A 12,117-nucleotide genomic window follows, 5' to 3' on the forward strand; every position below is an offset into this window, starting at 1 on the left:
AGGGGGCTCCCGTTCGTCCGCGCGTGCGCGGCGATGCTCGCGGCCGGTCAGCCCAGCGGGGCGAACAGCTCGACGTGGTTGCCGTCGGGGTCGAGGACGATCGCGTACCGCTGCTGCCACACCGCGTCCCAGGGCTCCTTCAGGCCCTGGTGGCCGAGCCCGGTGAGCCGGGCGTACGCGGCGTCGACGCCGGCGGGGTCGGGGCAGGCGAAGGCGATCGCGATGCGGTGCCCGCCGGTCGGCTCGCGCCAGTCGGGCTGGAAGGAGCGGACGGTGTCGGCGCTGTCCCAGATCAGGTGGATCCCGCCGGGCAGCGTGACCTGGACGTGCGGCTCCTTGTCGGCCTCGGCCGGGATGTCGAGGCCGGCGTGCCGGTAGAACTCCAGCGAGCGCGGGATGTCCTCGACGACCAGGCCGAAGCCGTAGATCTTGGCGTCCATCATCCGATCCCCTTAACTGTAGTTTATCTCTCCGGGCCGTTTTGTTGACGCTAGTCAACACTAGCACCTACCCTCCTTGACATGAAGGCGCTCGTACTCGCAGGAGGCGCGGGAACGCGGCTTCGACCGTTCACGCACACGTCGGCCAAGCAGCTGATGCCGATCGCGAACCGGCCCGTGCTCTTCTACGGGCTGGACGCCATCCGGGCGGCCGGGATCACCGAGGCCGGCATCGTCGTCGGGGACACCGCCGCGGAGATCCGCGCGGCGGTCGGCGACGGCTCCCGCTTCGGCCTGGCCGTCACCTACCTGCCGCAGGAGGCGCCGCTCGGCCTGGCGCACGCGGTCCGCGTCGCCCGGGACTACCTCGGCGGCGACGACTTCCTCATGTACCTGGGCGACAACTTCTTCGGCGACGGCATCGGCGCCGTGGCGGACCGGTTCCGCCGCGAGCGGCCGGGCGCCGAGCTGCTGCTGGCCAAGGTCCCCGACCCCCGCGCCTACGGCGTGGCCGAACTCGACCCGGACGGCGCCGTCCGCCGCCTCGCCGAGAAGCCCCGGCGCCCGCGCAGCGACCTGGCCGTGACGGGCGTCTACGCCTTCACCCCGGACGTGCACGAGCAGGTGGACCGGCTGCGCCCGTCCCGGCGGGGCGAACTGGAGATCACCGACGCGATCCAGGGGCTGATCGACTCCGGCCGCCGGGTCACCGCCACCCGGACCGGAGGCGACTGGAAGGACATCGGCTCGGCCGCCGGCCTGCTGGAGGCCAACCGCGCCGTCCTGGACCGGCTGGCCGCGGACCCCGCGCGCGACCACCGGATCGACGGCGCCGGCGGCGTCTCCGGGCCGGTGGTCGCCGAACCCGGCGCGTGGCTGGAGGGCTCCCGCGTGACCGGCCCGGCCGTCATCGGGGCGGGCGCCCGGATCATCGGCTCCGTCATCGGCCCCCACACCTCGATCGGCGCCGGGTGCCGCGTCGAGCACAGCGAGATCGAAGACTCCGTCCTGCTCCCCGGCGCGACCGTGCGCGGTGCCGGCCCGGTGCGGGGCTCGCTCCTCGGCCACGCGTCCGAGGTGGCGGCCACCGCGCCCGCCCGCCGCTGCCAGCGGCTCGTCCTGGGCGACCACAGCAAGGTGCTGATCGACCCATGAGAGTTCTCGTCACCGGCGGCGCCGGCTTCATCGGCTCCCACTTCGTCCAGTCCCTGCTCGGCGGCGACGGCCCCGGGCCGCGGCCCACCGCGGTCACCGTCCTCGACAAGCTCACCTACGCGGGCAACCGGGCCAACCTCGCCGAGGTCGCCGGGGACCCGCGGCTGCGCTGCGTGTGGGGCGACATCCGCGACGCCGCGCTGCTCGACCGCGTGGTGCCCGGCCACGACCTGGTGGTCAACCTCGCCGCCGAGACCCACGTCGACCGGTCGATCTCGGGGCCGGACGCCTTCGTCCAGACCAACGTCCTCGGCACGCACACCCTGATGCGGGCGTGCCTGGCGGCCCGTACCCCGCGCGTGGTGCACGTCTCCACCGACGAGGTGTACGGCAGCATCGCCACCGGCGCCTGGACCGAGGACGCGCCGCTGGATCCCAGCTCCCCGTACGCCGCGGCCAAGGCCGCCGGGGACCTGATCGCCCGCTCCTACGCCCGTACCGAGGGCCTGCCCGTGATCATCTCCCGGTGCGGCAACAACTACGGCCCGCGGCAGTACCCCGAGAAGATCATCCCGCTGTTCGTCACCCGGCTGCTCGACGGCCTGCCCGTGCCCCTGTACGGCGACGGCGGCAACGTCCGGGAGTGGATCCACGTCCGCGACCACTGCCGCGCCGTCCGGACCATCGCCGCCGCGGGGGAGCCCGGCGAGGTCTACCACGTCGGCGGCGGCCGGGAGCTGACCAACAGGGAGCTGACCGACCGGCTGCTGCGCGCCTGCGGGGCGGGCGCGGACATGGTCCGGCACGTCACCGACCGCAAGGGCCACGACCGGCGGTACCGGCTCGACGGGTCCCGGCTGTGGGCCCTCGGGTTCACCCCGGCGGTGCCGTTCGAGGAGGGCCTCGCCGGCACCGTCCGCTGGTTCGCCCGCAACCGCGGCTGGTGGGAGCCGCTCGTGGAGCGGGCGGCTCCGCGCCGGGAGGAGGCGGCACGATGAACGGAACCCCGGACGGCGCTCGGGACCTCGGCGCTCAGGACCTCGGGACGCCGGACCTCGGGACGCTGACGGCGGAGGTCGAGCGGATCGTCACCGGCGGCGAGCCGATCGACCCGCGGCGCCCGATCGGCGAGCAGGCCGCCGCCGACTCGGCGCGGATGGTCGAGCTGGCGATCGTCCTGGAGGACGAGCTGGGCGCCGAGCTGCCCGACGACGCCGACCTCCGCACGCTCTCGGTGGCCGACCTCCTGGCCCTCCTCCCCTGAGGAGAGCCTCCCCTGAGGAGAGCCTCCCCTGGGAAGAGCCCCCTGAGGGAGGTCACACCCGCAGCTCGTCGCGGACCGTGAACACCGGCGGCGTCCACGGGAATCCCTCGGGTTCGACCAGCCGTACCGCGAACTCTCCCCGTGCCGCCGCCTTCCAGGTGAGGGCCGCGCCGTCCGGAACGTCACGCGGCCACAGCACCGTGACGGCCGCGTCCACCGGCTCGGCCGGCGGATCCGCCAGTTCCCCGGACGGGCAGAGGAGCACGCGCCCCGGCCTCCGCACGGCCCCGGCCGCCAGGTCCGGGACGGCCCGCGCGGCGTCCGCCAGCCCGGCCAGGACGTACGGCCGGTCCGCGGGCCAGTCCGCCAGGAGGCCCTCCAGCGCGGCCCGCGCCGCCGCCGGGTCGCCGTCCCAGTACAGCGGCCGCACGTCGATCTCGGGTGCCAGCCGCGTCCGCCAGCCGTCACCGGACGTCTCCTCGCCGTGCACCAGGGGGAGCCGGATCGCGCTCACGTGTCCGCCTTTCGTTCGTCGAGGCGGAAGAACCGCCGGTACAGGTCGAGCTGGTGGTCGAGCATGTGGCCGCCGTGGTGGACGGGGTGGCCCGCCGCCGCTGCCGCCGCGAGCAGCGAAGTGCGGCGCGGGCGCATGATGACGTCGGCCACCACGGTGCCGGGGCGCAGCGATCCGGGCCGCAGGGGCAGCGGGTCGTCCGGACGCATTCCCAGCGGCGTGGCGTTGACCGCGATGTCGGCGTCCACGTGCCCGCCGCCCGGGCGTTCGCCGACCACGTGCCCGCCGTCCGGGGCGGCCTCGATCCGGTCCGGCCAGACCGCCCGCAGCCGCTCCACCAGTTCCGCGCGCCGCCCGACGTCCACGTCGCGGACGGTCAGCCGCGCCGCGCCCGCCTCCAGCAGCGCGACCGCGACCGCCCGTCCCGCGCCGCCCGCGCCCACCAGCAGGACACGCCGCCCGGCCGGGTCGTGCCCCGCGGCGGACAGCCCGCGGACGAACCCGGCCCCGTCGAAGTTGTCACCCCGCCACCGCCCGTCCGGTTCGCGCCGCAGGGCGTTCACGCAGCCGGCCAGCCGCGCCGCCGGGGACAGCTCGTCCGCGTACGCGCAGATGGCGATCTTGTGCGGGACGGTGACCAGCATGCCGTCGAGGTTGCCCAGCGCCCGCAGCCCCCGCACGATCGTGCCGAGCCGCCCGGCGGGCGCGTGCACCGGCACCAGGACCGCGTCCACCCCGAGCCGGGCGAGCAGCGGGTTGACCAGGGACGGCGCCCGGACCTGCGCGACCGGGTCGCCCAGCACCACCAGCAGCCGGGTGGTCCCGGTGATGTGCGGAGTCACCAGTGGAGTCACCATAGGTGTCCGGCCGGGTCGGCGGGGGGCGGCCGGTCTGCCCAACGGACGACGTGACCGTTGTCCCCCGCCCGGCGCCGATCACACCCCGGCGGGCGCGGACCTGTGGATCAGTCGGGAACGGGGTGACAACAGGGCGGATCGGCTGCGAGGCTTTCCCCGCACCCGGGCCGTCTCCGTGCCGGCCGGGGTGGCTTCGGGCAGGTGCTCTCGGGGAGCGGCACGGCACAAGGGGACAGCGAGGAGGCGACGGCAGTGACCGTCTCGATGGTGAAGGGCCAGCGGATCTCGCTGGAGAAGCCCGGCGGCGCGCTGACCATGGTCCGGATGGGCCTGGGCTGGGACGCGGTCAAGAAGAAGGGCTTCTTCGGCTCCCGCGAGCGGGAGATCGATCTGGACGCCTCCTGCGTGCTCTTCGCCGACCGCAGCATCGCCGACGTGGTCTACTTCGGCAAGCTGGTCAGCGACGACGGCTCGGTGCGGCACACCGGCGACAACCTGACCGGGGCCGGCGACGGCGACGACGAGTCGGTGATGGTCGACCTGGGCCGGCTGCCGGTGCACGTCACCTCGCTGGTGTTCACCGTCAGCTCCTTCAACGGGCAGACCTTCAACGAGGTGGACAACGCCTTCTGCCGCCTGGTCAACGAGATGGACGGCGGCGAGCTGGCCCGGTACACGCTGACCGGCGGCGGCACCCACACCGCCATGGTGATGGCCCGGATCTACCGGCACGGCGACGGCTGGAAGATGAACGCGATCGGCGAGCCGTGCCACGGCCGCACCTTCCAGGACATGCTTCCCGTGATCGCCTCGCACGCCTGACCACGATGGCCGAACTCTCGAGCGGGGCCAACACCCCGCTGCCCGCCCGCCGGGTGACCGCCACGGTGTCCTGCATCGTGCCCGTGGACGTCAGCGCCCTGCTGGTGGGCCCGGACATGCGGGTGCGCTCCGACGCCGACCTGGTGTTCTTCAACGCCCCCGAGGCGCCCGGCGTGCGCTGGGTCGACGGCGGGGGCCGCCAGCGCGTGGAACTCGACCTCGACGCGATCCCGGCCGGCGTGCAGGCGGTCCTGATCGCGGTCAGCCTGACCCGGGCGGTCTCGTTCGGGTCGATGCCGCCGCCACAGGTCCAGCTCACCGCGGCCAACGGCGATTCGATGGCCCTGTTCACCGTCGTGGGACTCGGCCCGGAGAAGGCGATCATCGGGCTGGAGATCTACCGCCGGGCGGACAAGTGGAAGGTGCGCGCCCTCGGGCAGGGGTACGCCGGCGGGCTGGCCGAGCTGGTCGAGGCGCACGGCGTCGAGGTCGACGACCCGGGCGGCCCGGAGACCGGCATGATCGCCCCGCCGCCCGGCCCCGCCGTCGGGGCGCCGCCCGGACGGACGGCCCCTCCGCAGGGGACGCCCGTCCCTCCCGTGCCGCAGGCGCCGTCCGGGACGGAGGTCGGCTACCTCGAACGGTGCTGGCTGGTCTGGGAGGACGCCAGCCGCTCGCTGGCCGCCTTCCGCTCCTCCACCGAGCACGCGCTGACCCTCCGCAACGAGGAGATCGCCGGACGGGCGCCGCGCGGGCGGTTCGAGCAGCTCATGGCGGCGGCCGGCGAGCGGCTGCGGGCCGACGCCGGGCAGCTGCGCGACGAGCTGGCCCGGGTGGAACCGATGGTCACCGCGGAGGCGGCGCCGTTCGACGCGCCCTCCTGGCTGACCTGGCAGCCCCGCGCCGATCTGGCCGAGGGGGTGCTGCTGGGCCGGCTGTCCACCGCCGAGCTGCCCGACCTGCGGGTGCCGCTCGTCCTGCGGGTGCCCTGGCGGCGCAGCATGTGGATCTCGCGGGGCACGATGCCCGGCGACTCGGCCGCCTACGCCTGGTCGCTGGCGACCCGGTTCCTCGCCGCCCTGCCGCCGGGGGTGGCCGGGCTGGAGGTGGTCGACGCGGCGGGCCTGTCGGGCGCCGGCTGGCTGCACGGGTTCGACCCGGTCACCAGCGCCCGGCTGCTGGGCGGCGGGGTGGCCACCGGGCCGGCGGCGGCCGAAAGGCTCCGGCGCCTGCTCGACCTGGTGGACCTGCGCCGGATCGGCGGCCAGGAGGGCGACCCGTCCTCCGGGCCGGCCGGAGGCCCCCCGGTGCGGCTGGTGATGATCCTCGACGCGGGCGCCGCGCTCCAGGGGGAGGAGGCGGACCGGCTCCTGCGCCTGGTCGAGGACGGGCCGCTGGTCGGGGTCCCGGTGCTGCTGGTGGAGACCGACACCCCGGCACCCGAGTCCGTACGCGCCATGCGGGTCCGGCAGTCCTGCAACAACCTTCCCTCCAGCGAGGGCGCCATCGCCGACTCGTGGGTGGGCGCCGACTGGACCCTCACCCCGGACGTCCTCCCCGACGGCGCCGCCGCCGGTACGCGCGCTCCGGCGCTGTTCGCCCACGTGCTCGGCGTCCACTCCCGCGCCATCGCCAGCTACGACTGACCGCGCACGACGGCCTCACACGACCCGGGCGCGGCGCCGCGCGGCGCCGCGCCCGGGTCGCGGGCGAGCATCCGCCCGGCCGTATCGATCGGTGCCGGGTCTTCGGAGTCCCGGAGTGCGGGCTCCGCCCGGGCCGATCGCACTAGACGTTCAGGTACTCGTGCACCAGGCGGACGGCCGTGGCCCCCTCGCCCACCGCCGAGGCCACCCGCTTGATCGAGCCCTTCCTCACGTCTCCCACCGCGAACACGCCGGGGATGCTGGTCTCCAGCGGCAGGGGATCGCGGCCGAGCGGCCACCACGCCGGTGACTCCTCGATGATCTCTCGGCCCGTCACCAGGTAGCCCTGCCGGTCGCGCACGACGCCGTCCGGGAGCCACCGGGTGTGCGGTTCTCCTCCGATCATGATGAACAGCGCGGCCGCCGGCACCCGCTCGACGGTGCCCGCCGCGCGATCCGCGAGCGTCAGGTGTTCCAGGCGCCCGTCCCCGCCGCCGCCGACGACCTCCGTCCGATGGCGGACGATGATGCCGGGCATCGACCGGATGGCGCGCACCAGATAGCCCGACGCCGACTTCGCCAGGCTGTCGCCCCGGACGACCAGGGTGACCGTACGGGCGTGGTCGGCCAGGTGCATCGCGGCCTGCGCGGCCGAGTTCCCGGCTCCGACGATGAAGACGTCCTGGTCCCGCATCGCCCGGCTCTCGCCCACGGCCGTGCCGTAGAACACCCCGTGGCCGACGAGGTCTTCCAGGGCCGGGACGCCGAGCCGCCGCCAGTCGACCCCGGTGGCGATCAGCACCGCGCGGGCGGCGACCTCGGAACCGTCCAGCAGGTGGATCACCTTCCGGTCGCCGCGGTCTTCGAGCCCGACCGCCTGCTGAGCGAAGACGATGTGCGCGCCCATCAGCCACGCCTGCTCGCAGGTCTGCTCCATGAGGTAGCCGCCGGAGATCCCGTGGGGGAATCCCGGGTAGTTCCTGATCATCGGGCTCGTCCCGGCCTGCCCGCCCGAGATGGCCTTCTCGAGCAGAACGGTCTCCAGCCCCTCGGACGCCGCGCACACCGCCGCCGTCAGGCCGGCGGGCCCGGCACCGACGATGGCGACGTCGCAGTACTCCACCTCGTTCGTGACGCTGACGCCGATCGCGCGGGCGAGATCGGGAAGCGCCGGATCGATGAACGCCCGGCCGTCGTAGCGGATGACCACCGGCAGGCGCGAGGCGTCGACCCCGGCCTCCCGCAGCAGGCGCCGCCCGGCCTCCTCCTCGGCCGGGTAGACCAGGAACGGCAGGCGGAAGCGCGCCATCACATCGCGCAGCCGGAGCAGCCGGTCGTCGCCCTCCCGGGCGACGACCCGGAACAGCTCGAACCTCGGTTCCTGCTCGCTCGTCCACGAGGACAGGAACTCGCTCACCGCGCGGTACATCATCTCGTCGTCCGCCCACGGCCGTACGAGGTGATAGTCGACGCGCCCGACCGCGATCGCCTGCACGGCCGGACTGTCCGAGGAGTAGTCGCGGTCCACGAGCAGCACGCGCTTGGCCCGCGGATACAGCTCGTGCACGCGGGTGAGGACGTCGGCGGACCGCTCGTCCACCACCAGCAGCGCGACGGGCTCGCCCGACCGGGCCAGCTCCCGCACCAGGGTGAGCGCCGCGTCCGACGAGCTCGCGCCCTTCACCGTGAACGCCCTGCCGAACCGCCGCGTGAGGTCGGTGTGCAGCGCGCGCAGCGAGCCCGGATCGTGATCCACCACGAGAATGACCGGCCACGTCATCTGCACCAGCCTAGTCGAAACCGCAGGTCACGCGCTTGGATGGTCCCGTGCGCCCCTTCGGCCTCAGCGGCTCAGGGCCGTCTCCCGCTCCACCCGTGACAGCTTCTCGGGATTGCGTACGTAGTAGAGCCCGCTGATGAGCCCGTCCTCGACCCGCACCGCCATGACACCGTCGATCTCCCCGTCGATCCGGATGATCAGGGCCGGGCAGCCGTTGACCTGGACCGGTTCGGCCGACATCCGGGCGAACCCCCTGGACAGGCCGACCGCCATCAGGCGGGCCACCTTGCCGGCGCCCACGACGGGCCGCGGCACGGCCCGCTTGAGCCCGCCGCCGTCGCTCAGGGCGACGACGTCGGGAGCGAGGACGTCCAGCAGGCTCTGCAACTCGCCCGTCTCGACCGCCTGCTGGAACGCCGCGAGCGCGGCCCGGGTCTCGGCCGGGGAGACGATGTCGCGCGGACGGCGGGCGGCGACGTGCACCCGTGCCCGGTGGGCGATCTGCCGGACCGCGGCGGGGCTCTTGCCGACGGCCTCGGCGATCTCGTCGTACGCCAGGTCGAACACCTCGCGCAGCACGAACACCGCCCGTTCGACCGGCGCGAGCGTCTCCAGCACCAGCAGCATCGCCATCGAGACGCTGTCGGCCAGCTCGACGTCCTCGGCCACGTCCGGCGTGGTCAGCAACGGCTCGGGCAGCCAGGGACCGACGTAGGACTCCTTGCGCCGGCCGAGCGTGCGCAGCCGGGTCAGCGACTGCCGGGTGGTGATCCGGACCAGATACGCGCGCTGATCCCGTACGGTGCCGAGATCGACGGCCGCCCACCGCAGCCAGGTCTCCTGAAGGACGTCCTCGGCGTCGGCGGCCGATCCGAGCATCTCGTAGGCGACGGTGAACAGCAGGTTGCGGTGGGCGATGAACGCTTCGGTGGCGGGGTCCGGGCGGTCGTGTTCCCTCATGCCGGCGCGACCTCCGGCGCGGACCGCGCCGCGTACATGGTGAGGGGTTCCCTGGGGTTCCCGAACGTACTGGCCATGGTGGTCCCTGTCTCCCTGCTCTCGACCGTCTCCCCCACAAGACACCGGCCACCACCATTCTGTGACACCGTCACGACGACCTCGCCCGCCGGCCGATGGGGCTGTTCCTCAGTGCGACCGGTCGCGGACCTCGGCCTCCTCCTTGCGCCTGCGGTGCTCGGCGGCGTACTCCTCGGCCTCGCGCATCCTCCGCTGGATGTCGTTCTCGGAGGCACCCCGGATGATTCGGGGCACCTCACGAGGTACCGAAGCGAGACGCCTGGTCAGCGCCCGGCGGGTTCCCCTTCCCACCACACCAGGTTGGCGGCCGCCTGGGCGACCGGCTCGATGATCTCCCACGCCTCGGCGATCAGCCCATCGTCGAACCGCCAGATGTCGACGACCACGATCTCCGGTCCGCCGCCGGGGAGCCGGCGCCGCGAGTACATCACCACGTGGTCACCGTCGGCCAGCACGTGATGGATCTCCACCTGCATGCCGGCGAGCGGGACGAGCGACGTGCGGACGGCGGCGAGCCATTCCGCCTTGGTCGATGACGTCGAATCCGGCCTGTGATGGACGAAGTCATCGCTCAGCACCGACGCGAGCGCGCCGACGTCGCCCGTCTCGATCAGCGCCGCCAGTGCCCGTTGGACGATGTTCTTGTTCTCTGCGGTCATGGACGCAGTGTTTCCGCGGTCGCGATGGCTTGTCGATGAACTCGCATTTCATGGCGCACGGCTCCACGCTGAGTACCCTCGCTGATCGTGGAGACGGTCGGGGAACTCTTGCGGCGGTGGCGGCACCGCCGGCGGCTCAGTCAGCTCGATCTGGCGATCGCCGCCGACGTGTCGGCTCGCCATGTCAGCCTGGTCGAGACCGGCAGGTCCAACCCCAGCGCCGACATGGTGCTCCGGCTCGCGGAGCGGCTCGATGTGCCGTTGCGCGATCGCAACCGGCTGCTGCTCGCCGCCGGTTTCGCGCCCCGGTACACCGAGCGCCCGCTCGACGGCGACGCGCTGTCGGCGGCCCGGGACGCGGTCGGGAGGGTGCTCCGCGCGCACGAGCCGTACCCGGCGCTGGTCTTCGACCGCCTGTGGAACATCGTGATGACCAATCGGGCCGTCGACCCGTTCTTCGCGGGCGTCGATCCCGAGCTGCTCCGGCCGCCGGTCAACCTGGTGCGGCTGGGGCTGGACCCGCGCGGGCTGGCTCCTCTGGTCGTCAACCTGGCCGATGTGCGTGCGGTGTTCCGTTCCCGGATCGCGCGCCAGCTCGCCACCGCCCCCGACGCCGGGCTCTCCGCGCTCTACGAGGAGCTGCTGGCGCCCGGTGCCGAGGATGGGCCGAGCCGGCGGGCCGGATCCGACGTCGTGCTCCCGATGATCATTCGTTTCGGCGGGCGGGAGCTGCGGCTGTTCTCGACGATCACCACGTTCGGCACCCCGATGGACCTCACCCTGGACGAGTTGGCGATCGAGTCCTACTACCCGGCGGACGCGGAGAGCGCCGCCTACTTCACCGGGTCCGGTGGTGACGCCCGAGCGGCCGCGGCTCCCTGATCGGCAAGGATCGGATGGCCGCCGACCGGGGACGGCCCCTCCTCAGCTCGCCGCCCGCTTCACGAGTTCGCCGATCCGGGCCTCGTTGTCGGGGGTCAGCTCCCTCAGCGCGAAGGCGGTCGGCCACATGGTGCCGTCGTCGAGGTTCGCCACATCGTTGAAGCCGAGGGTCGCGTACCGGGACTTGAACTTCTGCGCGCTCTGGAAGAAGCAGAGCACCTTGCCGTCCTTGGCGTAGGCGGGCATCCCGTACCAGAGCTTCGGCAGCAGGGACGGCGCGGCGGCCTTGATGATCTCGTGCAGACGCTCGGCGATGACACGGTCCGCGTCGGGCATCTCGGCGATCTTCGCGAGGACGTCACGCTCCCCATCCGCCTTGGCCTTGCCCGGGCTGCGGCGCGCGGTCTTCTTCAGCTCTTGGGCGTGCTCCTTCATCGCGGCTCGTTCTTCTTCGGTGAACCCTTCGAACTGCTTGCCCTGGGCGGACTTCCGCGTTTCGTTCATGGTGGGACTCTCCTTGTGTGCGTATCTCTGCTGGGAGCGGGGTGGCCCCGGGCCGCGGGTTCGTGCCTGCTGCCCGGGGACGGCAGGTGGCTCTTACCCCCACGCGCCGGCGATCTGCCGGGTCGTGGCGTTGAGCCGGTTGAACAGGTTGGTGACGCCGATCATCAGGACGATCGCGGCCAGCTGCTTCTCGTCGAAGTAGGTGGCGGCGGTGTCCCAGACCTCGTCGTTCACCGCGTCGGGGCGGTCGGCCAGCCGCGTGGCGGCCTCGGCCAGCGCGAGCGCCGCCCGCTCCTCCTCGGAGAAGTACGGGGTCTCCCGCCAGGCGACGACCGTGGCCAGCCGCTCCTCGCTCACCCCTGCCTTGCGGGCCGCCTTCGTGCCGCCGTCCACGCAGGCGCTGCAGCCGTTGATCTGGCTGACCCGCAGATGCACCAGCTCCAGGATCTCCCCCGCCACCCCGCCGGAGCGGACGGCCTTGAAGATCTCCTGGATGGGCTGCATCGCGTCGGGCAGGACGGCGGCGGGGTTCTGCATCCGAGACTGCATCTGGGTT

The 12,117-nt window shown here is 73.3% G+C and carries 15 protein-coding genes; 6 read left to right on the plus strand and 9 right to left on the minus strand.

Annotated features, from left to right (window positions below; genetic code table 11):
- Positions 1-47: 47 nt before the first annotated feature.
- Positions 48-443 carry a VOC family protein gene (locus IW256_RS00355; protein ID WP_231403579.1) on the minus strand — a complete coding sequence of 132 codons (396 nt, stop codon included), beginning with the start codon at positions 441-443 and terminating at the stop codon, positions 48-50.
- Between the two features lie 78 nt (positions 444-521).
- Here IW256_RS00355 and IW256_RS00360 point away from each other — a divergent pair, with 78 nt between their 5' ends.
- From IW256_RS00360 to IW256_RS00370, 3 genes are read left to right on the plus strand one after another with little or no spacing between them, the layout of a single operon-like run.
- Positions 522-1,595 (plus strand): glucose-1-phosphate thymidylyltransferase, encoded by a 1,074-nt coding sequence (locus IW256_RS00360; protein WP_197009023.1) that lies wholly within the window; start codon positions 522-524, stop codon positions 1,593-1,595.
- Complete coding sequence (rfbB, locus tag IW256_RS00365) at positions 1,592-2,593, plus strand: dTDP-glucose 4,6-dehydratase (protein ID WP_197009024.1); 1,002 nt, start codon at positions 1,592-1,594, stop codon at positions 2,591-2,593. Before IW256_RS00360 ends, rfbB begins: the two co-directional genes overlap by 4 nt.
- Entirely contained in the window at positions 2,590-2,859 is a 270-nt protein-coding gene (locus IW256_RS00370; protein WP_197009025.1) for an acyl carrier protein, read from the plus strand. Before rfbB ends, IW256_RS00370 begins: the two co-directional genes overlap by 4 nt.
- 52 nt (positions 2,860-2,911) lie before the next feature.
- On the opposite strand, the gene IW256_RS00375 is transcribed toward IW256_RS00370, so the two are convergent.
- Positions 2,912-3,373 (minus strand): hypothetical protein, encoded by a 462-nt coding sequence (locus IW256_RS00375; RefSeq protein WP_197009026.1) that lies wholly within the window; start codon positions 3,371-3,373, stop codon positions 2,912-2,914.
- A complete protein-coding gene (locus IW256_RS00380) occupies positions 3,370-4,215 on the minus strand; it encodes a shikimate dehydrogenase family protein (protein ID WP_307828682.1) in 846 nt (281 codons plus the stop codon). The genes IW256_RS00375 and IW256_RS00380 overlap by 4 nt, the downstream gene beginning before the upstream one ends.
- A gap of 267 nt (positions 4,216-4,482) precedes the next feature.
- Here IW256_RS00380 and IW256_RS00385 point away from each other — a divergent pair, with 267 nt between their 5' ends.
- Both IW256_RS00385 and IW256_RS00390 read left to right on the plus strand, forming a co-directional pair.
- Positions 4,483-5,052: a TerD family protein gene (locus IW256_RS00385; protein WP_197009028.1), complete on the plus strand. Its 570-nt coding sequence runs from the start codon at positions 4,483-4,485 to the stop codon at positions 5,050-5,052.
- Positions 5,053-5,057: 5 nt separating this feature from the next.
- Positions 5,058-6,698, plus strand: a complete 1,641-nt coding sequence (locus IW256_RS00390; RefSeq protein ID WP_197009029.1) for a TerD family protein — start codon at positions 5,058-5,060, stop codon at positions 6,696-6,698.
- A gap of 142 nt (positions 6,699-6,840) precedes the next feature.
- On the opposite strand, the gene IW256_RS00395 is transcribed toward IW256_RS00390, so the two are convergent.
- From IW256_RS00395 to IW256_RS00405, 4 genes are all read right to left on the minus strand, one after another.
- Complete coding sequence (locus tag IW256_RS00395) at positions 6,841-8,478, minus strand: NAD(P)/FAD-dependent oxidoreductase (RefSeq protein ID WP_197009030.1); 1,638 nt, start codon at positions 8,476-8,478, stop codon at positions 6,841-6,843.
- A gap of 63 nt (positions 8,479-8,541) precedes the next feature.
- On the minus strand, positions 8,542-9,438 hold the full coding sequence (locus IW256_RS00400) for an RNA polymerase sigma-70 factor (protein ID WP_197009031.1): 897 nt from the start codon (positions 9,436-9,438) through the stop codon (positions 8,542-8,544).
- A gap of 186 nt (positions 9,439-9,624) precedes the next feature.
- A complete protein-coding gene (locus IW256_RS41975; protein WP_269217896.1) occupies positions 9,625-9,750 on the minus strand; it encodes a hypothetical protein in 126 nt (41 codons plus the stop codon).
- Positions 9,751-9,779: 29 nt separating this feature from the next.
- The gene (locus IW256_RS00405) at positions 9,780-10,175 is read right to left on the minus strand and encodes a nuclear transport factor 2 family protein (protein ID WP_197009032.1); all 396 of its coding nucleotides are present in this window, start codon (positions 10,173-10,175) and stop codon (positions 9,780-9,782) included.
- 87 nt (positions 10,176-10,262) lie between these two features.
- On the opposite strand from IW256_RS00405, the gene IW256_RS00410 reads away from it, so the two are divergent.
- On the plus strand, positions 10,263-11,057 hold the full coding sequence (locus IW256_RS00410) for a helix-turn-helix transcriptional regulator (protein WP_197009033.1): 795 nt from the start codon (positions 10,263-10,265) through the stop codon (positions 11,055-11,057).
- A gap of 42 nt (positions 11,058-11,099) precedes the next feature.
- On the opposite strand, the gene IW256_RS00415 is transcribed toward IW256_RS00410, so the two are convergent.
- Positions 11,100-11,561, minus strand: a complete 462-nt coding sequence (locus IW256_RS00415; protein WP_231403581.1) for an iron chaperone — start codon at positions 11,559-11,561, stop codon at positions 11,100-11,102.
- 93 nt (positions 11,562-11,654) lie between these two features.
- Complete coding sequence (locus tag IW256_RS00420; RefSeq protein WP_197009034.1) at positions 11,655-12,110, minus strand: carboxymuconolactone decarboxylase family protein; 456 nt, start codon at positions 12,108-12,110, stop codon at positions 11,655-11,657.
- Positions 12,111-12,117: the final 7 nt, after the last annotated feature.

The organism is Actinomadura viridis, from assembly GCF_015751755.1.
GTDB lineage: Bacteria > Actinomycetota > Actinomycetes > Streptosporangiales > Streptosporangiaceae > Spirillospora > Spirillospora viridis.